This is a genomic window from Peptoniphilus vaginalis, from assembly GCF_900176605.1.
GTDB classification, from domain to species: domain Bacteria; phylum Bacillota; class Clostridia; order Tissierellales; family Peptoniphilaceae; genus Peptoniphilus_A; species Peptoniphilus_A vaginalis.
Map to the genome: position 1 here is coordinate 382,431 of NZ_FXLP01000005.1, position 22,076 is coordinate 404,506.

General features: G+C 32.0%; 26 protein-coding genes. 24 read left to right on the forward strand and 2 right to left on the reverse strand.

Going from position 1 to position 22,076, the window contains the following annotated elements; genetic code table 11:
* Positions 1-29 precede the first annotated feature (29 nt).
* Genes CAN42_RS06655 through CAN42_RS06680 form a run of 6 tightly spaced genes read left to right on the forward strand, consistent with a single transcriptional unit; the run spans position 30 to position 6,075 of the window.
* Positions 30-641 (forward strand): epoxyqueuosine reductase QueH, encoded by a 612-nt coding sequence (locus CAN42_RS06655; RefSeq protein ID WP_085876045.1) that lies wholly within the window; start codon positions 30-32, stop codon positions 639-641.
* Positions 638-1,816 carry a CapA family protein gene (locus tag CAN42_RS06660; protein WP_085876046.1) on the forward strand — a complete coding sequence of 393 codons (1,179 nt, stop codon included), beginning with the start codon at positions 638-640 and terminating at the stop codon, positions 1,814-1,816. The genes CAN42_RS06655 and CAN42_RS06660 overlap by 4 nt, the downstream gene beginning before the upstream one ends.
* Positions 1,813-2,502 (forward strand): tRNA1(Val) (adenine(37)-N6)-methyltransferase, encoded by a 690-nt coding sequence (locus tag CAN42_RS06665; RefSeq protein ID WP_085876048.1) that lies wholly within the window; start codon positions 1,813-1,815, stop codon positions 2,500-2,502. Before CAN42_RS06660 ends, CAN42_RS06665 begins: the two co-directional genes overlap by 4 nt.
* Complete coding sequence (rsmI, locus tag CAN42_RS06670; protein WP_085876050.1) at positions 2,499-3,293, forward strand: 16S rRNA (cytidine(1402)-2'-O)-methyltransferase; 795 nt, start codon at positions 2,499-2,501, stop codon at positions 3,291-3,293. Before CAN42_RS06665 ends, rsmI begins: the two co-directional genes overlap by 4 nt.
* Complete coding sequence (locus tag CAN42_RS06675) at positions 3,290-4,234, forward strand: DNA double-strand break repair nuclease NurA (RefSeq protein ID WP_085876051.1); 945 nt, start codon at positions 3,290-3,292, stop codon at positions 4,232-4,234. The genes rsmI and CAN42_RS06675 overlap by 4 nt, the downstream gene beginning before the upstream one ends.
* Positions 4,235-4,242: 8 nt before the next feature.
* A complete protein-coding gene (locus tag CAN42_RS06680) occupies positions 4,243-6,075 on the forward strand; it encodes an ATP-binding protein (RefSeq protein ID WP_085876052.1) in 1,833 nt (610 codons plus the stop codon).
* 39 nt (positions 6,076-6,114) lie between these two features.
* Here the strand turns inward: CAN42_RS06680 and CAN42_RS06685 are convergent, their stop codons facing one another.
* The gene (locus CAN42_RS06685; RefSeq protein ID WP_085876053.1) at positions 6,115-6,411 is read right to left on the reverse strand and encodes a GIY-YIG nuclease family protein; all 297 of its coding nucleotides are present in this window, start codon (positions 6,409-6,411) and stop codon (positions 6,115-6,117) included.
* Positions 6,411-7,019, reverse strand: a complete 609-nt coding sequence (locus CAN42_RS06690; RefSeq protein WP_085876054.1) for a regulatory protein RecX — start codon at positions 7,017-7,019, stop codon at positions 6,411-6,413. Before CAN42_RS06690 ends, CAN42_RS06685 begins: the two co-directional genes overlap by 1 nt.
* Before the next feature lie 128 nt (positions 7,020-7,147).
* Between CAN42_RS06690 and CAN42_RS06695 the strand changes: the two genes are divergently transcribed.
* From CAN42_RS06695 to CAN42_RS06780, 18 genes are all read left to right on the forward strand, one after another.
* Positions 7,148-7,588, forward strand: a complete 441-nt coding sequence (locus CAN42_RS06695; RefSeq protein WP_062571257.1) for an FHA domain-containing protein — start codon at positions 7,148-7,150, stop codon at positions 7,586-7,588.
* A 4-nt stretch (positions 7,589-7,592) separates the two neighbouring features.
* Positions 7,593-8,858, forward strand: coding sequence for an FtsW/RodA/SpoVE family cell cycle protein (locus CAN42_RS06700; RefSeq protein ID WP_062571256.1), 1,266 nt, complete (start codon positions 7,593-7,595; stop codon positions 8,856-8,858).
* A complete protein-coding gene (locus tag CAN42_RS06705; RefSeq protein WP_085876055.1) occupies positions 8,851-10,293 on the forward strand; it encodes a peptidoglycan D,D-transpeptidase FtsI family protein in 1,443 nt (480 codons plus the stop codon). Before CAN42_RS06700 ends, CAN42_RS06705 begins: the two co-directional genes overlap by 8 nt.
* A gap of 4 nt (positions 10,294-10,297) precedes the next feature.
* On the forward strand, positions 10,298-10,999 hold the full coding sequence (gene ispD, locus CAN42_RS06710) for a 2-C-methyl-D-erythritol 4-phosphate cytidylyltransferase (RefSeq protein WP_082718900.1): 702 nt from the start codon (positions 10,298-10,300) through the stop codon (positions 10,997-10,999).
* A complete protein-coding gene (gene ispF / locus CAN42_RS06715) occupies positions 10,996-11,472 on the forward strand; it encodes a 2-C-methyl-D-erythritol 2,4-cyclodiphosphate synthase (RefSeq protein ID WP_062571254.1) in 477 nt (158 codons plus the stop codon). Before ispD ends, ispF begins: the two co-directional genes overlap by 4 nt.
* A gap of 4 nt (positions 11,473-11,476) precedes the next feature.
* Positions 11,477-12,130 (forward strand): fructose-6-phosphate aldolase, encoded by a 654-nt coding sequence (gene fsa / locus CAN42_RS06720; RefSeq protein WP_062571298.1) that lies wholly within the window; start codon positions 11,477-11,479, stop codon positions 12,128-12,130.
* Between the two features lies 1 nt (position 12,131).
* Positions 12,132-13,097 (forward strand): class II fructose-bisphosphatase, encoded by a 966-nt coding sequence (glpX, locus tag CAN42_RS06725; protein WP_062571253.1) that lies wholly within the window; start codon positions 12,132-12,134, stop codon positions 13,095-13,097.
* 8 nt (positions 13,098-13,105) lie between these two features.
* Positions 13,106-14,536 (forward strand): transcription termination factor Rho, encoded by a 1,431-nt coding sequence (rho, locus tag CAN42_RS06730; protein ID WP_085876056.1) that lies wholly within the window; start codon positions 13,106-13,108, stop codon positions 14,534-14,536.
* A gap of 143 nt (positions 14,537-14,679) precedes the next feature.
* Entirely contained in the window at positions 14,680-14,883 is a 204-nt protein-coding gene (gene rpmE, locus CAN42_RS06735; RefSeq protein ID WP_005956574.1) for a 50S ribosomal protein L31, read from the forward strand.
* 42 nt (positions 14,884-14,925) lie between these two features.
* Positions 14,926-15,756, forward strand: a complete 831-nt coding sequence (gene prmC / locus CAN42_RS06740; RefSeq protein ID WP_085876057.1) for a peptide chain release factor N(5)-glutamine methyltransferase — start codon at positions 14,926-14,928, stop codon at positions 15,754-15,756.
* A gap of 8 nt (positions 15,757-15,764) precedes the next feature.
* A complete protein-coding gene (gene prfA / locus CAN42_RS06745) occupies positions 15,765-16,832 on the forward strand; it encodes a peptide chain release factor 1 (RefSeq protein WP_062571250.1) in 1,068 nt (355 codons plus the stop codon).
* Between the two features lie 114 nt (positions 16,833-16,946).
* Entirely contained in the window at positions 16,947-17,489 is a 543-nt protein-coding gene (locus CAN42_RS06750; protein ID WP_085876058.1) for a rubrerythrin family protein, read from the forward strand.
* A 245-nt stretch (positions 17,490-17,734) separates the two neighbouring features.
* Positions 17,735-18,508: a 30S ribosomal protein S2 gene (rpsB, locus tag CAN42_RS06755; protein ID WP_085876059.1), complete on the forward strand. Its 774-nt coding sequence runs from the start codon at positions 17,735-17,737 to the stop codon at positions 18,506-18,508.
* Between the two features lie 71 nt (positions 18,509-18,579).
* Complete coding sequence (gene tsf / locus CAN42_RS06760; RefSeq protein WP_085876060.1) at positions 18,580-19,224, forward strand: translation elongation factor Ts; 645 nt, start codon at positions 18,580-18,582, stop codon at positions 19,222-19,224.
* Positions 19,225-19,240: 16 nt separating this feature from the next.
* Positions 19,241-19,945 (forward strand): UMP kinase, encoded by a 705-nt coding sequence (gene pyrH / locus CAN42_RS06765; protein WP_085876061.1) that lies wholly within the window; start codon positions 19,241-19,243, stop codon positions 19,943-19,945.
* A gap of 9 nt (positions 19,946-19,954) precedes the next feature.
* Positions 19,955-20,512, forward strand: coding sequence for a ribosome recycling factor (frr, locus tag CAN42_RS06770; RefSeq protein ID WP_085876062.1), 558 nt, complete (start codon positions 19,955-19,957; stop codon positions 20,510-20,512).
* Between the two features lie 45 nt (positions 20,513-20,557).
* A complete protein-coding gene (locus tag CAN42_RS06775; protein WP_085876063.1) occupies positions 20,558-21,283 on the forward strand; it encodes an undecaprenyl pyrophosphate synthase in 726 nt (241 codons plus the stop codon).
* Positions 21,280-22,068 carry a phosphatidate cytidylyltransferase gene (locus CAN42_RS06780; RefSeq protein WP_245149859.1) on the forward strand — a complete coding sequence of 263 codons (789 nt, stop codon included), beginning with the start codon at positions 21,280-21,282 and terminating at the stop codon, positions 22,066-22,068. The genes CAN42_RS06775 and CAN42_RS06780 overlap by 4 nt, the downstream gene beginning before the upstream one ends.
* Positions 22,069-22,076 lie beyond the last annotated feature (8 nt).

Genomic DNA, 22,076 nt, shown 5'->3' on the forward strand with positions numbered 1-22,076 from the left:
GCGACTAGTCTAATTTTATAGGTGGTATTTTGAATAAGATTAATTACAATTTGGAAATGGAAAAAGTAATAAAAACTATAGACAAAAACCATAAGCCAAGGCTACTTTTGCACTCTTGTTGTGGTCCTTGTTCTTCTGCAATCTTGGAAAGAATTAATGAATACTTCGACATTGATGTATTTTATTACAACCCAAACATTGATAGGGAAGAAGAATTTTACAGAAGAGCCGAGGAGCAAGTGGAACTTGTGAAGAATTTAGGACTAAATGATGAAATTCAAGTACAAGTAATTAAGTATAATCATAATGAGTTTCTTGATTACATCAAGGGTTTTGAAAAATATCGCGAAGGTGGTCCTAGATGTTTTAAGTGTTACAGGCAGAGAATGGAAAGGGCAGCAGAATTTGCTGCTGAAAATAAGTACGACTATTTTACAACGACACTTTCTATTTCTCCCCACAAGGACTCACAAATTTTAAATAAATTGGGAGATTTTTTATCCAAGGAATACAATGTTAAATATTTATTTTCAGACTTTAAGAAAAAAAATGGGTTTAAAAGGTCTGTAGAGTTAACAGAAAAGTTTAATATGTATAGGCAAGATTATTGTGGTTGTGAATTTTCAAGGAGTAAAGATTGAAAAATTTTAAAAACATCTTTATAATTTCTCTTGTTTTCTTTTTAAGTTTGAGCTTATTTGTTGCATATAAAACTGATTTTAAATTTGAGAATATAAATAATGTAAGTAATGAAAAGATAGAAAAAAATAAAGATAAGGCTAACTTAAAAGAAGACAAGACTCAAGTTAAAATTCTTGCCATGGGTGATATGATTTTTCATCAGCCCATTGTTAAAAATTATAGGACTGGTAATACTTATGATTTCACACCTATTTTTGCAAATATATCAGAAGATATTAAGGGAGCAGATCTTGCTATTGCAAACTTCGAAGGATCCGTAAACTCAAATAGAAAATTATCTGATTTTCCTATGTTTAACTTTCCCAAGGAGTCTATTTATTCTTTAAAAAATGCTGGATTTGATATTTTGTCTACTGCTAACAATCATTCACTTGATACAGGTCTTGAAGGAGTAGCTGAAACTCTAAGTCACATTAAAGAAAGTGGTATGGAATCCTTTGGTACCCTTGCAGAAGAGGGCGAGAAGGGAATAGTTGTAGAGAAGAATGGAATAAAAATTGGATTAATCTCTTTTACAGATACCTTAAATGGTATGGACTCGCTAATGAGAAATAAGGAGTATTCCGTCAACACTTTTTCACAAGATGTCGCTGGAGATATAAAAAAACTTAAGGATAAATCTGACATTGTAATAGTTTATCCTCACTGGGGAAATGAATACCAAGTCCATCCAAACGAAAGACAAATCTACTTAAAAAACAAACTCCATGAGTATGGGGCAGACATCATTTTAGGCTCTCATCCTCATATTTTGCAAAGATATGAAGTAGAAGAGATTAATAACAAAAAACTCTTTACTATTTATTCTATGGGAAATGCTCTTTCCAACCAAAGAGTTGAAAATTTAAAAAAATCTGGAGTTGACACAGGCGTCCTTGTTAAACTTGAAATCGAAAAGGATAATATAAGTGGGGTAACTTGTTTAAAATCCTATGAAGTCCAACCAACTTATGTCAATAGGTATAGGGCAAAGGGAAGGCTTAATTATGATGTGGTTAAACTTCAAGATATAAGGCCTGGTGGAAAATTAAGTGGAGGTATAGATAAGGCTCTACAAAATTCTGCCGATAAAAAATACAAGGATGCCCTTGGGGTTTTACAAGGTGAGATATGAAAAAGGACCAAGTACCAGGTACAAATTTTATAATTTTTCAAGATGAAGATGAGTTTAAGTACACCACTGACTCTTTAATACTTTCTTCTTTTGTTAAAAGGGGAAGGAGGGCTCTTGATCTAGGCTGTGGTAATGGAATACTTTCTCTAAGACTAGCTGATAGGTTCCTTGAAATTCATTCTGTTGACATTAACAAAATAGTTTTAGGGAACTTTAGGGAGTCTCTAAAAGAAAATAAACTAGAGGATAAGATAAAAATATTAGAAAAAGATATTTTTGATTTAAAAGAAGTTTATGAAACAAATTATTTTGATTCTATAGTTTTTAATCCACCCTACTATGATTATGAAAATATAAAATTTGAAACAATTCCGGCAAAGCACTTTTTTGATATCGAAAAGAGCCTTTACATAATTAATTATCTCTTAAAAAACTCTGGAAATCTTTATATTGTTTATCCAACTTATAGGTTGGCTGAACTTATTTATAAGATTAATCTTGCAGGGTTGAGAGTAAAACATATAATAAACATCCATGGTAACCTTCATAAGGACCCAAAGAACTCTATAGTAATTGCAAGAAAACAGGGAAACTTTGGCAATGATTTTAGAGATTTTTACATAAGACAAGGGGAGGACTATACAGACGAGATGAAGAGAGTTTACAGAAATGAGGTGATCTTGTGATTTATTTTTGCCCAACTCCCATAGGAAACTTAGGTGATATAAGTCTTAGGACAATAGAAATTTTAAAGTCAGTAGATATAATTTATGCAGAAGATAGGAGAGTTACTTTAAAACTTTTAAATCACTATGATATTAATAAGGAACTGAGGACTTATCATAAGTTTAATGAGGCAGAAATGTCTGAAAAAATTATTGAACATTTAGACGACAAAAATATTGCCCTGGTAACTGATGCAGGTATGCCTGGTATAAGTGATCCTGGTTCAGTCTTAGTTAAAAAACTCATTGAAGAAAATATTGACTTTAGGGTTTTGCCAGGATCTAATGCAGCCTTAACAGCCTTAGTTTTATCAGGACTTGATACAGATCATTTCACTTTTTATGGCTTTACTGGAAGTAAATCTAGTAGCAGAAAAAAAGACTTAGAAGGCCTTAAAGATTTAAAATTCACTTTGATTTTTTATGAAGCGCCTCACAGAATAAGAGACTTTTTACAAGATGTATATGAAGTTTTTGGCGAAAGGAAAATTTCTATCTCGAGAGAAATTACAAAAGTCTTTGAAGAAACTATTAGGACTACAACATCAAAAATTCTAGAAAGAGACATTGTAGAAAAGGGAGAGTTTGTTATAGTTCTCGAAGGAAATAATGAAGAAAAAGTTTACGATATTAAAAGTCTTCTTGAAGAAGAGTTGAAGTCTGGAAAGAAAAAGTCTCAGGCAGTAAAAGAAGTTTCAAAAAAATATAATCTTCCTAAAAATGATGTTTACAAGGAGAGTTTAGACCTATGATTAATTTACAAGATCTTGAAGGTCAGCTTAGAGAAGTAAATAAGAGTCTTAGAAACAAGTATGATTTCATCTTTAGCCTAGACAATGATGCTTTTAGAAAAGAGCTTACAGAAAATGTTGGAAGACTTATTAAAATGGAAAAATTTCCTAAGGAAAAACTTTCTAAATATAAGAGGACTGTTGGAGTAGATGGATCTAACAACAGGTCTGGTGGCGCCTTTCCTCACTTCATAGAAATTTTCCAAGGACTTGCCAAGTCAACTGATGGTAATGAAATTTATAAAAATAAGGTCTACACACCCACACTAAATGATATTTACGAGGATAAAAATCTTTCGCAAAAATATCTTGCAACAATTGAAATTGAAACTGCACTTGAATATATAGACAAATATGATTTTGATTACTTAATGATGGATGGTGGCTTTATAAGATATAAGATTAACTGTCTTAATTTGTTTACGGAGTTAAGAGAGACTTGTGAAGCAAAAAACATAATACTCTTTGGAGTTATAAAGGACTTAAAGACAAATGTAATTGCAAGAAGTCTTGAAATCGACGAAAGTATTTATGACAGAGAAATTTTATTTAATCGACTTAAGACTGGTGAAGCAGTTTTAATTCGTAATGAAATTAATAAAAAGTTTATCAAGGATGGTTTGGGGGAAGGATTTTCATCAGCTTTTATGAGAACATCAAAGTTCCCTGGTGCAGTAGGTCTTGATATCTTAGACACACAAGAAAGATATTTGGAAGAAATATCTAGCCTCATCTACACCCTAACACCAATGTCATCAAGGGGAGTTCCCCTTTGGCTTGATATAGTTGATAAGGATGTAAAGATAACCGATGAAATATTGACAACTCTTTTAGAAGAATACCTAGATAGAGATGTCTATGAAAGATTTTTTATTTCTGAAAGAGATAAGAGAAGCCTATAGGAGGAAATATGAAGGTACTTGGAGTAACAACAACAAGAGAAGTATATATTGGTTCTAAGGACAAAAACTTTAGGAACAATGAATTTTTAATAGTTGAAGACCCAGTTCAAGGTGATATCATTGGAGAAGTTGTGGACTCGCAAACTTTTAACCGTTTCATTCCTCTTGATATTGGTGGAGACTTTGTTGATAGCGATGTCTTATCATCCCTTGGATCAATGGGATATGATGTTGGAGATGAAACAGTTTATGTAGCAAAGCTGAGATTCTTTGAGGAACTTTTATATCCACCACTAACTGGTAGTGACTTAAGAGCTCCAGTCTTTGATGAAATAAAAAATTTATTAATAGATACCCTTCCAAAAGAATCACTTATTTTAGGTTCTATAAAAAACACTGACAATATTGCAGAAGGAATGGATGATGTTTATAGGGATTTATTTTCAACTTTTCAAAATAAGGAATTTATAAAGCAAAGGGAACTTCCTTATTTATTTGATTATAAGTCTATGCACCAGTACCCTCACATAGGTGTATTTGGTGGCTCAGGTAGTGGTAAGTCCTTTGGCATTAGAGTTCTTTTAGAAGAACTTATGGAAATGGGTGTGCCTGCAATTGTAATGGACCCTCATTACGAAATGGACTTTACAAATAATTCTGAAATTTCTAATAAGGACTACACTGACAAATTTAAGTGTTTAGAAATTGGAATTCAAACAGGAATAAAATTTCAAGAACTACAAAAAAGAGATTTAAAAAATCTTTTAAATGCAGCCTCGCCTTTAACTGATTCTATGAACAACGTAATTGATGTTATGCTTTCAAAGGGCGCAAGCTTTGAATCCTTTAAAAATAAGTTGGACTTATTACTTGAAGGACAAGAAATAGGTTCAAGAGATAAAATTTTATCAGAGATAGCAATTGAAGAAGACCAAACGAGAAGAGATAGACTTGAAGAAGTTTTAGATATTTATGAAAGATATGACAAGACTTGCAACTCAATGAGTGTTCGTGGAGTCTTGTGGAGGTTAATGACCCTCCAAGGCGAAGGAATTTTTTCACATAATATTGATGAGCTTTTGGACCTATTAAAGAGAAGAAAGTTAGTTGTCCTTCAAGGGTCAACAAGGATGATAAATGTATTCTCTACTTATCTTTTGTCAAAATTATATTATTTGAGAAAGGAATATAGAGACGAACTTTATAGAAATAATGTTAAGGTAGATTATTTCCCACCTTTTATCATTATTACTGATGAGGCTCACAACTTTGCTCCTAAGGGTTTTGACACTCCTTCAAAGTCTATCTTGCGTGAAATTTCACAAGAGGGAAGAAAGTATGGCGTGTTTTTGATACTTGCAACACAAAGGCCAACACTCCTTGATGAAACAATAACTGCTCAGCTAAATACAAAACTAATTTTCAGAACAGTAAGAGCATCAGACATTGATACTATTAGAGAAGAAACTGACCTTTCATCAGATGAGACAAAGAGACTTCCTTATTTGAGTTCAGGGGATGTTTTCATTTCTTCGGCAAAGAAGGGAAGGACTTCCTTTGTTAGAATTAGGGCTGCTAATACAGTTTCACCTCATACAGAAAATCCCTTTGACGAATTGACAGCTCACGACAATGAAGTTTATGAAAAGTTCTTCTTAGACATAAAAGACTTGCTTCCAATTGACACTTCCAATTTAAATGGAGCTCTTATGAATTACAACAAAAAATCTGGAGATAATTTGTCCTATGATGAATTTAAAAACAATTTGGATAAGTTATGTGAAATAGAAATGATTGAAAAAGAGACAAACTTCTTAACGGAAATGTATAAGATAAAATAAAGAAAAGGCCTAGGTTTAATTCGATTTAAACTTAGGTCTTTATTTTTTTGATTTATTTATAAGATAGGCATCATATAAGTCTTGTAGTGATTTTTTCTTATTGATTATTTTTAATTTGTTATTCCTCGATAAAGTTTTTATAAAGTGTTCTTTCTTTAGGGCGTCAGACTTATCTAAACACTCTTCACTAAAGACCATCTCTACAGGCAGCCTTATTGCAGTGTATTTAGATGCCTTGCCGGCCTTATGAGTTTTTAATCTTTTATCAAGGTCGACTGTGTAGCCAGTATATAGACTACCATCGGAACATTTTAAAATATAAACGTAGGATGCCATTACTCATCACCTAGATAGTCATCAAGAGTGAAATTAATTATTTCAAACTCAAAACCACGACCTTGAAGATAATTCTTTGTAGAATTAATTTTTTTTGGATCAGTTTCATCTTTTGATATTCGTTTTTCTATTAGTTCAAGGGCATTCATATATTCAAGCTCGTAGTCATAGTTTTTCATAACTTTTTCGATAATATTTTTATCAATGCCCTTTGACATAAGCATATATCTTGACTTAATCTTGCCGTATTTCTTTATATTTAATGCATCACTAAGATATCTCCTTGCGTAGTCCTCATCATTTAAATAATTTTTTTCTTCTAGCATAGGTAAGATAAGATCAATTATGTCTCTTTGAATTTTATTTTTATATAAATAATCCACTAACTGCTGCCTAGTCTTGTTCCTTTGTAAAAACTTGTAAGACAAGAGTAGGGCTTCAGACTTCTCATCTTCAAACTTCAAATTTTCAACGAATACTTCTTCAACTTCTTGTCCCTTATAAAGTCCAAAGTTAACGAGAGTATCTTCAGAAATTTTTATCTCCTCGCCATTATCAAAGCTAACGTGAAATTTTTTCTTTTCAAAACTTATATTAGAAATAATCATTTATATCACCAAAGTTATTTTATCATAAATCATAAGAATCCCCAATTCATCATATTTAACAAAATATTGGAAAATTAAGAGTAAAAAGTATATAATTAGATAGAGTTTAAGACTGAGAGAGGTGTAAAATGTTTGAGTTAATCTCGCAAGTGTTGAGGTATGTGTTTATAATCTTAATATATCTTTTTATTTTTAGTATTTTAAGACTTATGTATCTCGATGTTAAGAGCATAACAAGTGGGGGAGGCTCCCTTGATGAGGCTTATCTAAAAGTTGTAAATAGACTTGATTCCTTGAACTTTAAAATGCAGGAGTATTATGTCATAGAAGGTGATATAAGTCTTGGCAGGAGTTCAAAGAACGATGTTGTAATAAAAGATAAATTCGTAAGTAAAAATCATTTGTTAATCCGTGAAAAGAACCAAAGATATTATTTAGAAGATTTGGGTTCTGCCAATGGAACTTTTTTAAATGGTGTAAAAATTGATCCTAATGAGCTAATTGAACTCCAAAACAATGACAAAATAGGAGTTGGCTTCATTCAATTTATTTTTGTAGATAAAAGGTGAAATTGTGTTAGATAAAATTTTTAAACAGAGAAAACCTAGAAACCTACTATTAATTTTTGAAATTTTAAGTATCTTATTACTATTTAATTTCAACGACAATAATATTGATAGGTACATAGTGATTTTATTTTTAGGTCTAATTTTAATTGTTTATATTTCAAATTTAGTCCTTGGTAAAGTTTCTACTGGGGATAATTATATATTTTTAATAGTATCAATGCTTTTGAGCCTTGGGATAATAACTATATATAGGTTGTCGCCAAAACTTGGTTTAAGACAGCTTATATGGGTTTTGGCTGGTATTCTAGTTTTTTATTTGACTTATTTTATAATAAGGGCAATGAGAAGACTAGAGTATATGACGGGTCTTTATTTAGGACTTTCTATTTTATTTTTCTTATTAACGATTATTCTTGCTCCATCTAAGTACGGAGCTAAAAACTGGATAGAAATTTCTGAAGGTATAACAATTCAGTTATCCGAATTCACTAAAATTTTAGTTATATTTTTAATAGCTTCTTTTTATACAACTTTCCAAACAAGATTAAAAAAATTAAATTATAAATATACTTCATATTACTTAATGGGAGTAATATATATTTTTGTGGGATTTTTGTTTATACAAAGGGACTTAGGTACTGCTGCAATTTTCATTGCTATTTACACACTTATCCAGTATATATATGACGAGGATAGGAAGTCTATTCTTTTGAATGTTGGTTTAATGGTAGTAGGATCTGTTGCAGGATATTTTTTATTCTCCCACGTGAGAAACAGGGTAGATATATGGTTAAATCCTTGGACTGCTGATAAGGTGGTTAATTCTGCAAGACAGATTGTCCAATCTCTATTCGGAATAGGAGAGGGAGGATTTATAGGTCAGGGTATAGGCTTGGGTTATCCAAAGCAAATCGCCTTTGCCTATTCAGATGTAATCTTCTCAGCTATTTGCGAAGAAATGGGAGTTTTAACTGGAATAGGAATAATAATGCTCTATATGCTATTAGTTTATAGGGCCATTAAGATTGCTCTTAATCAAGAATATTTATTTTATAGGATTCTTGCCCTATCAGTAGCAATTCTTTTTACAGTGCAAGCCTTTTTAAACATAGGTGGAGTTATAAAGCTTATACCTATGACTGGTTTAACCTTGCCTTTTATCTCTTATGGAGGAAGTTCCTTAATTTCAAGTTTTGTTTCCCTAGGAATTTTGCAGGTTACTAGTGAGGATTTATCATACAAATACGATAAAGGAGTGGACAATGAATAGTAAAGATAATAAAAGAATTTTATTCCTACTTGTTTTTTTAATGTTTCTTTTAGTTGCTCCAATAATATACTTAACTTATTTCACTGTATTTAAGGCAGATGATATTGTAAAGCACCCTGCTAATAGGAGAAGTGAGCTAAGAGAAAACTCTGTTAAAAGAGGGACTTTCTATGATAGAAATCACGAAGTTTTAGCCTACTCTAATGGAGAAAAATATAATTATCACAGGATATACAATCAGCCAATAATTTATTCTCACATAATAGGTTATTCAGATAAGATAGTTGACAAGTATGGACTTGAAAAGGAATTAAATGATTATTTAGTTGGTAAAGAAGGATCGAAGTTATTAAAAACCTTCAAGTCAATAATAAATAAAAATTACGATCCATATACGGGAGATGATATCACACTTACAACAGACACAGAATTGCAAGAAAAGACTAGGTCAGTTTTATCTGCAAATTCAGATAAGGGGTCTGTTGTAATAATGAATCCAAAAACTGGGGAGGTTCTTTCAATGGTATCTCTACCAGACTTCAATTCTCAAAATATTGCACAGGACATGCAGAAAATTAATGAAGCAAACAATGGAGCTCTCTTTAACAGTGCTACAAAGGGTAAGTTTGCACCGGGATCAGTATATAAGATAGTAACAACAACTGCAATTCTTGAGTCAGGAATTTCCCAAAAATACACTGATGAGGGAGTAGAAAAGATAGACAATGGTAGAGAATTTAAGAATGCTGAAAACAAATCCTACGGAAGAGTTGATCTTAGAAAGGCCTTTACAAACTCTCTTAACACTTACTTTGTAAGAAAATCTGTTGATATGGGAATTGACATAATGGGTCCGGTTTCTGAAAAGTATATGATTAATAAAAAAGTTAATTTTGAACTTCCATTGGAAACTTCAACTTGGACTTACAAGAGAAATGGCTTTGACAGGACTGCACTTGCTGCAGGTGGAATTGGTCATGATACTATTCTAGTAACACCTCTTGAAATGTGTATGATTGCATCTACTATTGCAAATGATGGTGTTATGATGCAGCCTCATTTAGTTAAAAAAATTGATTCATCTGATGGCAAAAATGTAGTGAGAAATACTCCAACAGTTTTAAGTGAAGTTACATCTAAAGAAAATGCCGACCTAATTACAAAATATATGGTTAATGTAGTAAACAATGGTACTGGTACAGAAGCCTATGTATCAGGTATAAAGGTTGCAGGTAAAACTGGTACTGCACAACTAGACCTTAAGGAAGGAACTAATAATGCTTGGTTTGTTGGATTTGCACCAGCAGATGATCCTAAAGTCGCTATTTCAGTAGTTATACCTAATGTAAAAGATTATGGATCTCAAGCCGCAGCACCTATTGCTGGAGAACTTTTAAAGTACGCTGTTAAGAATTTACAACTTGAAGAAGAGTGATTTTGTGTATAAGGAAAAATTTGTTACTGCCATAGTTGCAGCAGCAGGTATGGGCAAAAGAATGAAAATGGGGATTAACAAGCAGTTCCTAACAATTGATGGAATTCCAATTCTTGCCCACACTATTAAAAAAATTGAAAAATCCAAATACGTTGACTTTTTAATTCTAATTGTAAAAGAAAGCGACATGATATATGTAGATGATATCATTGATAAATATAAGATTAATATGGCATATAAAATAGTTTATGGAGGTAAGGAGAGGCAAGACTCAATTAACAATGGACTATTAAATATGCCTTATGAAACTGATATTGTCTTAACCCACGATGGAGCGAGACCTTTTGTATCAGTTGATAAAATAGACGAAGCTATTGAGAGTGTAATGGATACTGGTGCTTGCGTTCTTGCAAACCCAGTTAAAGATACTATAAAAGTTTCTACTGATGGAGAAACTGTAGACTATACTCCAAACAGGGATAAACTTTGGCAGGTGCAAACGCCGCAAGTCTTTAAAAAAGAAATTATAATGAAGGCATACAGTCAGGCTTATTCAGAAGGCTATTATGGTACTGATGACTGTTCCTTAGTTGAAAAAACTGGAGTCAAAGTTAAACTAATATACAACTCCTATGACAATATAAAAATTACAACAAGAGAAGACTTATCTATTGCACAGATATTAGTGAAGAAGGTGAAAATATGAGAATTGGTATTGGTTATGATGTTCATAAACTAGTCAAAGATAGAAAACTTATACTTGGTGGAATTGAGGTAGCTTATGACAAGGGACTTTTAGGTCATTCTGATGCAGATGTACTCATCCATGCCATAATGGATGCTATTTTAGGGGCGCTTGCCTTAAGAGACATTGGATATCACTTTCCAGATAATGACAATGAGTACAAGGATATTGATTCAAAAGTTTTATTAAATAGAGTTTATGAAATAATGAAATCAAAGAAATATAAAATCGGAAATGTAGATTCTGTTGTTGCTTGTCAAGCACCAAAACTTGCAAGCCATATTGACGAAATGAGAAGGACAATAGCAAATATTTTAAATACAAATATAGAAAATATTTCTATAAAAGCAACTACTACAGAAAAACTTGGCTTTGTTGGAAGAGGAGAAGGAATATCTTCCCAAGCTGTTGTATTACTTGAAAGGGATGATTAATAAAATGAAGTTTTTTATTGACACTGCTAATATTGAAGAAATTAAAGAAATTAACTCCTGGGGAGTCCTGTCAGGAGTTACAACAAACCCTAGCCTAATAGCAAAAAATGGGGGAGTTTTTGAAGATGTAATTGAAGAAATTACTAATATTGTTGATGGAGATATATCTGCTGAAGTAATTTCTACAGACCTAGATGGAATGCTTAAGGAAGCAAGAGAACTTGCAAAAATTTCAAAAAATATTGTAATTAAGATTCCAATGATTGAAGAAGGACTAAAGGCTGTAAGTATCCTTAGTAAAGAAGGTATAAGGACTAACGTGACATTAATATTTTCAGTTTCACAAGCCCTTCTTGCAGCAAATGCTGGTGCTACTTATGTCAGCCCTTTTATGGGTAGACTTGATGATATAGGAGAGTCTGGTATAGATCTTGTAGCAGATATTGCTTATATTTTCAAAGAATATGGATATGATACTCAAATCATAGCAGCAAGTATTAGACATATTAAGCATGTTGAAGATGTAGCAAAAACGGGTGCAGACGTAGGGACTATTCCTTATAAGATATTTAAAGAAATGATTAAGCATGAGTTAACAGATAAGGGTTTGAAAAAATTCTTAGAAGATTTTAAAAACGTAAAGACAAAGGAGAAGTAAGATGGACAGAAATTTAGCATTAAACTTAGCAAGAGTAACAGAAGCAGCAGCACTTTCAGCTGGTAAATGGCTTGGAAAAGGTGACAAGAATGCCGCAGATGGGGCCGCAGTAGATGCAATGAGAAGAATGTTCGACACAGTTGATATTGATGGAACTGTTGTTATTGGTGAAGGAGAAATCGACGAAGCTCCTATGCTCTACATTGGAGAAAAGATTGGTACTAGAGAAGGTGACGATCAAGTAGATATTGCTGTAGACCCAATAGATGGAACAAACTCCATAGCAAATGGAACTGACAATTCAATAGCTGTTCTTGCAGTTGCACCTAAGGGATGCCTTTTAAATGCACCGGATATTTATATGGATAAAATTGCATGTGGTCCAAAGGCCAAAGGAGCAATCAAGCTAGATGATTCTCCATCTGAAAATGTTAAAAGAGTAGCTAAGGCACTTAATAAGAATATTGATGAAATAACAGTTGCAGTACTTGATAGACCAAGACATGAAGGAATCATAAATGAAATTATTTCTGTTGGTGCAAGAGTTAAAAAGATTTCTGACGGAGATATAGTAACTGCAATTGAAACTTGTTATGAAGATTCTGGTATTGACCTTGTTATTGGTAGGGGAGGAGCACCAGAAGGAGTTATTGCTGCAGCTGCTCTTAAGTGTCTTGGCGGTGACTTCCAAGGAAGACTTCATCCAACAGACGAAAAACAAGAAGCTAGATGTAGAGATCTTCATTCAGATTTAAAAAAGATTTATTCAATTGATGATCTTGTAAAGGGAAATGAAGTTATCTTTTCAGTAACAGGTATTACTTCAGGAGAAATCCTTGATGGAGTAAAATACTATGGCGACAACAAGGCTAAGACAGATACTCTTGTATTAAGACTTCCAAGTGGAACTCAAAGATTTATTAAATCTGTTCACTCTCTTGATCTAAAGCCAGATTATGCTAAATAATTCTAATTATGACTAATAATAATGAATTGATTAATAAATCAATTGAAGACCTGAGAAAAATTTCTTCTTCTTTAGGTCTTCAAGATGCAGATAATTATAATATTGAAGAATTAAAACATTTTATTGAGAAGGGTAAACTTCCAAATAAATCACTAAGTGATGAAGACTTAAACAAGCTGAAAGTTTCAGAGCTTAGAGACTTAGCAAAGGAATATAGCATTGAAAAAGCTTATTCTTTAAAAAAAGAACAACTTGTTGAAGTTATAAAAGAAAAAAGAGAATCTAAAAAAATAGATGAACTTGACTTATCAGATAATGCAGCAAAAGCTTTAAAAAATCTTGATGATAAAGACTATGTAAAAGGAATTTTAGAGTTACATCAAGATGGATATGGTTTTTTAAGAAGGATAAACTATTTACCAAGCGAGGATGATATCTATGTATCTCCTTCACAGATAAGAAAATTTAGACTTAGAAATGGCGATGAAGTTCTTGGAGTGAAATCTCCACCAAAAGATGGCGAAAACTTTAATGCTCTTTTATATATTAAGTCAGTAAATGGACTTCATCCTTCAAAAATTATTAATAGACCATTTTTTGATAACTTGACACCAATCTATCCAAAAAAGAAATTAGATTTAGAGACTGAGGATACTGCTATGAGGGTCATAGATCTCTTATCTCCAGTTGGCCTTGGTCAAAGAGGGCTTATTGTTTCCCAACCAAAATCAGGTAAAACAACTCTACTTAAAAAAATATCTAAATCTATAAACACAAACTATCCAAATCTTCACCTTATAGTATTACTAGTTGATGAAAGGCCTGAAGAAGTTACTGATATGAAAAGATCTGTCAAGGGAGAAGTTGTATATTCAACCTTTGATGAAAATCCAAAGAATCATACTAGGGTAGCAGAGATGGTAATTGATAGAGCGAAAAGATTAGTAGAAAACAAGGAAGATGTTGTAATTTTACTTGACTCACTAACGAGACTATCAAGAGCTTATAACTTAATTACTCCAGCAAGTGGCAAAACTTTATCAGGAGGTCTTGATCCCTTATCACTTCACAAACCAAAGAGATTTTTTGGAGCTGCTAGAAATATAGAAGAGGGTGGAAGTCTAACTATACTTGCTACAGCCCTTGTTGACACAGGTTCAAGGATGGATGATGTAATCTTTGAAGAGTTTAAGGGCACAGGAAATATGGAGCTCCATTTAAATAGAAGCTTATCTGAAAAAAGAATATTTCCTGCAATTGATATTTTAAAGTCTGGAACTCGAAAGGAAGAACTTCTATTGAATAAAAAAGAGTTAGAATTTAACTATGATTTTAGAAATAAATTAAGTCAAGAAAATATAGAGGAAGTAACAGAAAAGTTTTTAGATAAATTATCAAAAACAAAAAACAATGAAGAATTTCTAATGAAGAAATCTTAAATCGAGATTTTATTTTTCATAATCTTGATAAATCTATTTGAATATTGTATAATAATTAAGCAAATAGTTGTGTTTGCACTAGAGTGAAAATTATGTTATAATATTAAAATTGAGTTATAAAATAAGTTTAAGGGGGCTAAACAATGAAAAAAGGAATTCATCCAGATTATAAAGAAGCTACAGTAACTTGTGCTTGTGGCAATACTTTTAAAACAGGATCCGTTAAAGAAGATTTAAAAGTTGAAATTTGTTCAGCTTGTCATCCTTTCTTTACAGGAAAGCAAAAACTCTCTGATCACGGCGGAAGAATTGAAAAATTCAATAGCAGATATAAGAGAAATAAATGACAATGAGGTTAGCATAGCTAACCTTTTTTATTACTTAAATTTATGAAAATTAAAAAAGCCTTAATAGAAGGCAGAGATTATTTAAAAGATTTAGAATACACTGATCCAATTTATGAAACTAGAAGAATCTTAAGTGAATTATTAAAGAAGGATTTATCTTATTTGGTATCTCATGACGATGACTTATTAGATTCAAAGATAGAAAATAAATATTTTGAAATTTTAGCAAAAAGAAAAAAAGGAATTCCACTTCAATATATTTTAGGTAAAGAAGATTTTTATGGGAGAACCTTTAAGGTTATTGAAGGAGTTTTAATTCCAAGACAGGATACAGAAATATCAGTAGAAAAACTCTTAAATATAATAGAAAACAATCCTATAAACAATATGTTAGAAATTGGTTGTGGGAGTGGCATAGTCAGTATTAGTATTGATTTAGAAACAAAAGTTGATGTAACTTCTGTTGATATTAGTGACAAAGCTATAGAAAATACAACTATAAATAGAGATATGCTGAATTCAAATATAAAAATATTAAAGAGTGATTTATTTTCCAATGTTACAGAGAAGTTTGACCTGATATATTCAAATCCACCTTATATAAAATCAAGAGATATCGAAAAACTACAAGTCGAGGTAAAAAATTACGAACCAAGGCTTGCCCTTGATGGCGGAGAAGATGGACTTTTCTTTTATAGAAGTATAATAAAAACCTGTCCTAAATTCTTAAATAGCAAGGGATTTTTAGTTTTTGAAATAGGGTATGATGAGGCAGAAGATATCTATAACTTGATGAAAGATAATTTTAAGGTTGAAGTTTATAAAGATTTTAACAAACTAGATAGAGTAATAGTTGGACAGTTAAAAATGTAGGAGTAAATATGTACGAAAAACTTTCGGTTTTTGAAGATAAATTATTAAAATTAGAAAAAGACCTTAGTGATGTTGAGGTTATTAATAACTCAAAACTTTATCAACAAAAGGCAATTGAACATGCTGAAATTGAACCTATTGTGACAAAGTATAGGGCTTATAAAGAAACTTTAAAATCACTGAATGAAAATAAAGAATTAATAAAAGAAAAATTGGATGATGACTTTAAAGAATTGGTAAGAGAAGAAATTAATGAAGCAAGTAAGAAAATTGAAAAACTTGAAAACGAGCTGAAAATTCTTTTGATTCCAAAGGACAAAAATGACAATAAGAACGTAATGGTAGAAATACGAGCTGGAGCAGGTGGAGATGAAGCTGCCTTATTTGCTGGTGTTCTTTACAGACAATATGTTAGGTATGCAGAAAGATCTGGTTTTAAAGTTGAAACCATTTCATCAAATGAAATAGGAATTGGTGGCTACAAGGAAATTGTCTTTATGATAATTGGAAATGGAGCTTATTCAAGACTTAAATATGAATCTGGTGTACACAGAGTTCAAAGAGTACCAGAAACTGAAAGTGGAGGAAGGATTCATACTTCTACTGCAACAGTAGCCGTGCTACCCGAAGCAGAAGATGTTGATATAGAAATAGATCCAACACAAATAAAGTTTGATGTTTTCCGTGCTTCTGGAAATGGCGGACAATGTGTAAACACAACTGACTCTGCTGTTAGACTTACTCATATTCCAACTGGAATAGTAATTTCATGCCAAGACGAAAAGTCTCAACTAAGAAATAAGGAAAAAGCGATGAAGCTTTTAAGATCAAAACTTTATGATTTAAAACTTCAAGAGCAAAGTGAAAAAGAATCCATGGAAAGGTCGTCTCAAATAGGAACTGGCGACAGGTCTGAAAGAATAAGAACCTATAACTATCCTCAAGGAAGAGTAACTGATCATAGAATCAACTTAACATCTCACAGAATTGATGCAATAAATGATGGAGACCTTGATGAAATAATTGATGCATTGATCACTTATGATCAAACACAAAAAATCGAAAAAATATCTTAAATGCTTTTTTTAAAATATTATTAGTATATTTTTAATACATTATTTGATTTTTCATAAATATTATTCTATAATGATTGTGGTAGTTTTATTATTAAATATTATGGGGGTAATATTATGAATCAAATGACAAGTGACAATTTAAGATCAGCATTCGGTGGAGAATCTCAAGCACGTACTAGATACAATATCTGGGGCGAAGCAGCAGAAAAAGATGGCTTCAAAAACGTTAGGAGACTTTTTGACGCAACATCTAATGCAGAAAAAATTCACGCTACACTACACTTCAAGGCTATGAAAGATGTTTCAGGCGATTTCGCTGTAACATCAATGGCAGGATTTGGAATTAATTCAACTTCTGAAAATCTTGAAGCTGCTAGAGGCGGAGAAATTTTTGAATCAACTCAAATGTACCCAGCTTTTATCGCAGTTGCAGAAATGCAAGACGAAAAAGGAGCTGTTAAAGCAATGAAATTTGCTACAGCAGCTGAAGAAGTTCATGCTAAGAGATTTGCAACAGCTAAAGAAGCTGTTGATGCTGGAAAAGATTTAGATGTTGAAAACATCTACCTATGCCCAGTATGTGGATATATTGCTTTTGAAGAAGAAGAGAAATGTCCAATCTGCGGATGTGCAGGAAGCAAATTTGTTGCATATTAATTTTTGTTAGGGAAAGTCTCCTCATCACTGTGATGGGGAGACTTTTTTATGAAAGATGAAGAAATAATTATCTATACAATTTAAAAACTAATTATAAAATAAAGTATTTATTGCTAATTTCTCTTGCCTGTGGTATACTTTTATCCGGTAAGAAATACACACATTTTCTGATATCACTGGAGTTGCCAATTCGGTCCCTATGATAAATGATGAAAATGGAGGAAAAAAACACGGAGGTGGCTTAAATGTCAGTAATTTCAATGAAAAGCTTATTAGAAGCTGGTGTACACTTTGGACACCAAACTAGAAGATGGAACCCTAAAATGAAGAGATTTATTTTTACCGAAAGAAACGGTATTTATATAATCGACCTTCAAAAAACAGTTAAAAAAGTAGAAGAAGCTTACGACTTTGTAAGAGAAATTGCAGCTAATGGTGGAGAAGTACTTTTTGTAGGTACAAAAAAGCAAGCCCAAGATGCAATTGAAAAAGAAGCTACTAAATGCGGTATGCCATACATTAACCAAAGATGGTTAGGTGGTCTTTTAACTAACTACAAAACTATTAAGAATAGAATTGAAAGACTTTATAAGTTATACGAAATGGAAGAAAATGGAACTTTTGATGTTCTTCCTAAAAAAGAAGTCGCTCAATTACTTCATGAAAGAGAAAAGCTTGAAAAATTCCTAGGTGGAATTAAGGAAATGAAGGGTATGCCTAAAGCCTTATTTGTAGTAGACCCTAAAAAAGAAAATATTGCAGTTAAAGAAGCGCATATTTTAGGAATTCCTGTTATCGGTATCGTTGATACAAACTGTGATCCTGAAGAACTTGATATTCCAATTCCAGGAAATGATGATGCTATTAGAGCAGTAAAACTTATTACTGAAACAATTGCTAATGCAGTTATCGAAGGAAAACAAGGCAGTCAAATTGAAGATACAGATTATGATGAATCCACTCAAGAAGTTTCTGAAGAAGAAGCAGTTGAGGATGAAAAGTCAGCTATAGAAGAGTAAAGATATTTCGAGAGTTCTAAAGTAATCCTTTATAACTCTCTTTTTTTAAAATAAATAAGGAGTGAATTAAAATGGCTATTACAGCAGCAATGGTTAAAGAATTAAGAGAAAAATCTGGCGCAGGTATGATGGACTGCAAGAAAGCTTTATCAGAAACAAATGGTGATATGGATAAGGCAGTAGACTTTTTAAGAGAAAAGGGACTAGCTTCTGTTGCAAAAAAATCTTCAAGAATTGCTTCCGAAGGTATTGTTGAATCTTATATACACGGTGGTAGAATTGGAGTTTTAGTTGAAGTTAACTCTGAAACTGACTTCGTAGCTAAAAATGAAGAATTCAAGAACTTTGTTAAAGACATTGCAATGCAAATCGCAGCAGTTGCTCCAAAATACGTTAGCCGTGAAGAAGTTCCTGCTGAAGAAGTTGAACACGAAAAGAACGTATTAACTGAACAAGCAAGAGGAGAAAATAAACCTGAACACATCATTGAAAAAATGGTTGAAGGAAGGCTTGAAAAATTCTATGAAGAAATTTGTCTACTTGACCAAGACTTCATTAAAGATTCAGATAAGAAAATTAGAGACATTCTAAATGAGCTTATTGCAAAAATTGGTGAAAATATTAAAATCAGAAGATTTGTTAGATATGAAGTTGGCGAAGGTCTTGAAAAGAGAGAAGAAGACTTTGCTGAAGAAGTAGCAAAACAAATAAGATAACAAATTGGAGGAGTAAATGCCAAAATATAAGAGAATTGTTTTAAAACTCAGTGGAGAAGCACTAGCAGGATCAAATACTCTTGGTATTGACATGGATTATGTTAATTTAATTGCCAAGCAAGTTAAGAAGATTTACGACTCAGGAGTAGAAACTGGTATTGTTGTTGGTGGCGGAAACTTTTGGAGAGGACGTGACGAAAACAATATTGACCGTGCTACATCTGATTATATGGGTATGCTAGGTACTGTAATGAATGCTTTGGCATTGCAGGACTCTTTAGAAAAATTAGGCGTTATTACTCGTGTGCAAACTGCTATTGAAATGAAGCAGGTTGCCGAACCCTATATTAGAAGACGTGCTATAAGACACTTGGAAAAGGGTCGTGTAGTTATATTCTCAGCAGGAGTAGGTAATCCATACTTCTCAACAGACACAGCTGCTGCACTTAGGGCAGCGGAAATTGATGCTGATATAATATTATTAGCCAAGAAGGGCGTTGATGGAATCTACGATTCTGATCCTAATATTAATTCTGATGCTAAGAAATTTGACAAGTTAACATATAGGGAAATTTTAAATAAAAACTTAAAAATCATGGATGGCACAGCAACTACGCTTTGCATGGATAACAATATTCCACTTCAAGTTTTTGGAATTGACGAAGAAGATGCAATGTACAAGGTTGTTTGTGGCGAGGACATTGGTACTAATGTTAAATAGGAGGATATTATGATATCTGATCTTAAAAAAACTACTGAGTCAAGAATGGTAAAATCAATTGACTCACTTACTGAATCACTTCAGTCAATTAGAGCAGGACGTGCTAATACAAATTTACTAGATAGGATTTATGTTGACTACTATGGACAACAATCTCCACTTAATCAAGTTGCAAGTCTTTCTGCCCCAGAAGCTAGACTTCTTGCTATTCAACCTTGGGATGCTAATTTAATTCCAGAAATTGAAAAAGCAATTCAAAAATCTGACTTAGGAATAACTCCTTCAAATGATGGTAAGGTTATTAGACTTGTTATACCTCAACTAACTGAAGAAAGAAGAAAAGATCTTACAAAGTTAGTTGGAAAATACGCTGAAGAAGCTAAGGTTTCGATAAGAAACATTAGAAGAGACGCCATGGAGGATATAAAAAAAGCTGAAAAAGCTAAGGAAATATCCGAGGATGACAGAAAGACTTATGAAGAAGATATTCAAAAGTTAACTGATAAATTCATTAAAGATGTTGATGGCGTAGCAGCAGAAAAAGAAAAAGAACTTATGGAAATTTAATTTTTAGCCTTAGATTATTCTAAGGCTCTTTTTTTAAGGAGTTTTATGAATTATTTCGAAAAATTAGATCTAAACAATATACCAAAACATATTGGGATCATTATGGATGGAAATGGTAGATGGGCAAAAAACAGAAAAATGCCTAGAACTTTCGGTCATAGAGAAGGAACTGAAAGAGTTATAGAGATTGTTGAGGCAGCTTATAAGATTAATGTCAAATCTCTCACACTCTATGCTTTTTCAACTGAAAACTGGAAAAGACCGAAAGAGGAGATTTCTAAACTAATGGATTTACTTGCCTTTTATATAAAAAGTCAACTAGAAAAAATAAAGAAAAATAATATTAGGATAAATGTATTAGGAGATTATAAAGTATTACCTGATAAAATCGTAAAGCTAATTGACGCTGCGTTGCAGGAAACAAAATCAAATGATAAAATGATATTAAATATTGGTCTAAATTATGGTGGTCAAAGCGAAATTGTTAGGGCTAGTAAAATGATTTGTGAAGATGTCATAGCTGGTAAAATTTCTTTGGAAGAATTAAATACTGAATCTTTTAAAAATTATTTATACACAAGAGGGCAAGATGACTTAGACCTACTTATAAGACCAAGCGGCGAGCTTAGAGTTTCAAATTTTTTACTTTATCAGTTGGCCTATAGTGAGTTTTATTTCTCAAATATATTGTGGCCAGACTTTCATGAAGAAGAATTTTATAAGGCCATTTGCGATTTTCAAAATCGTAATAGAAGGTATGGAGGATTATGATCTTGACAGACTTACAAAAAAGAGTTTCCACAGGTATAGTGGGTATTGCTGTATTAATTTTAATTTTTTATTTAGGGTTAAATGCAATTAAATTTTCGATTTTTATTGTAACAATAGAAGCAATAAGAGAACTTAATAATGCTCTTATTAATAAAGGTATAAAACTCTATTTACCAAGCTTACTTTTTGGTGCTTTTATAACATTTTTATTTTCTATATTGGATAAAAATTTAACTTTTGCCCTAGTCTTATACTTTATATTTAATTCTTCGTTATATGTTATTTCAAGAGACTATACTTTGAGCAACTACTCTTTTACAAATATGGCTTATTTTTATCTTGTGTTTTTTCTAAATTTACTTGGAAGTCTAGATGACATTTATATAATTATTTCAGCATTTGTAATAGCCTTCTCTACTGACACTTTTGCCTACTTTGTAGGATCAACTTTTGGAAAGCACAAGTTAATTGAGCGAGTAAGTCCAAACAAATCCATTGAAGGAGCTTTTGGCGGAACATTTTTTGCTATAATTTTAACTTCTTTCTATTTCATAATGCTTAATAAGTATAATTATATATACGATATTAACCTTCTTGTTATTTTTATAATAATGCTCGCTTCAATAGCTGGTCAGTTTGGTGATTTATTTGCATCAAAAATTAAAAGATATACAGGAATAAAAGACTATGCACAAATTTTACCAGGCCATGGAGGTATTCTAGACAGATTTGACAGTTTGATTTTTATAAGCCCTCTTGTTTTTATTTTGTACCATTTTATTTAAGGAGGAAA

What these genes read in the sequence shown, in the direction of transcription:
- CAN42_RS06690 (WP_085876054.1), bottom strand. Translation starts at nt 7,019, where the DNA reads ATGATTATTTCTAATATAAGTTTTGAAAAGAAAAAATTTCACGTTAGC.
- CAN42_RS06780 (WP_245149859.1), top strand. Translation starts at nt 21,280, where the DNA reads ATGATCTTGACAGACTTACAAAAAAGAGTTTCCACAGGTATAGTGGGT.
- pyrH (WP_085876061.1), top strand. Translation starts at nt 19,241, where the DNA reads ATGCCAAAATATAAGAGAATTGTTTTAAAACTCAGTGGAGAAGCACTA.
- rho (WP_085876056.1), top strand. Translation starts at nt 13,106, where the DNA reads ATGACTAATAATAATGAATTGATTAATAAATCAATTGAAGACCTGAGA.
- rpmE (WP_005956574.1), top strand. Translation starts at nt 14,680, where the DNA reads ATGAAAAAAGGAATTCATCCAGATTATAAAGAAGCTACAGTAACTTGT.
- CAN42_RS06705 (WP_085876055.1), top strand. Translation starts at nt 8,851, where the DNA reads ATGAATAGTAAAGATAATAAAAGAATTTTATTCCTACTTGTTTTTTTA.
- frr (WP_085876062.1), top strand. Translation starts at nt 19,955, where the DNA reads ATGATATCTGATCTTAAAAAAACTACTGAGTCAAGAATGGTAAAATCA.
- CAN42_RS06665 (WP_085876048.1), top strand. Translation starts at nt 1,813, where the DNA reads ATGAAAAAGGACCAAGTACCAGGTACAAATTTTATAATTTTTCAAGAT.
- CAN42_RS06695 (WP_062571257.1), top strand. Translation starts at nt 7,148, where the DNA reads ATGTTTGAGTTAATCTCGCAAGTGTTGAGGTATGTGTTTATAATCTTA.
- tsf (WP_085876060.1), top strand. Translation starts at nt 18,580, where the DNA reads ATGGCTATTACAGCAGCAATGGTTAAAGAATTAAGAGAAAAATCTGGC.
- rpsB (WP_085876059.1), top strand. Translation starts at nt 17,735, where the DNA reads ATGTCAGTAATTTCAATGAAAAGCTTATTAGAAGCTGGTGTACACTTT.
- CAN42_RS06775 (WP_085876063.1), top strand. Translation starts at nt 20,558, where the DNA reads ATGAATTATTTCGAAAAATTAGATCTAAACAATATACCAAAACATATT.
- prfA (WP_062571250.1), top strand. Translation starts at nt 15,765, where the DNA reads ATGTACGAAAAACTTTCGGTTTTTGAAGATAAATTATTAAAATTAGAA.
- CAN42_RS06675 (WP_085876051.1), top strand. Translation starts at nt 3,290, where the DNA reads ATGATTAATTTACAAGATCTTGAAGGTCAGCTTAGAGAAGTAAATAAG.
- CAN42_RS06680 (WP_085876052.1), top strand. Translation starts at nt 4,243, where the DNA reads ATGAAGGTACTTGGAGTAACAACAACAAGAGAAGTATATATTGGTTCT.
- prmC (WP_085876057.1), top strand. Translation starts at nt 14,926, where the DNA reads ATGAAAATTAAAAAAGCCTTAATAGAAGGCAGAGATTATTTAAAAGAT.
- CAN42_RS06750 (WP_085876058.1), top strand. Translation starts at nt 16,947, where the DNA reads ATGAATCAAATGACAAGTGACAATTTAAGATCAGCATTCGGTGGAGAA.
- CAN42_RS06685 (WP_085876053.1), bottom strand. Translation starts at nt 6,411, where the DNA reads ATGGCATCCTACGTTTATATTTTAAAATGTTCCGATGGTAGTCTATAT.
- glpX (WP_062571253.1), top strand. Translation starts at nt 12,132, where the DNA reads ATGGACAGAAATTTAGCATTAAACTTAGCAAGAGTAACAGAAGCAGCA.
- fsa (WP_062571298.1), top strand. Translation starts at nt 11,477, where the DNA reads ATGAAGTTTTTTATTGACACTGCTAATATTGAAGAAATTAAAGAAATT.
- ispF (WP_062571254.1), top strand. Translation starts at nt 10,996, where the DNA reads ATGAGAATTGGTATTGGTTATGATGTTCATAAACTAGTCAAAGATAGA.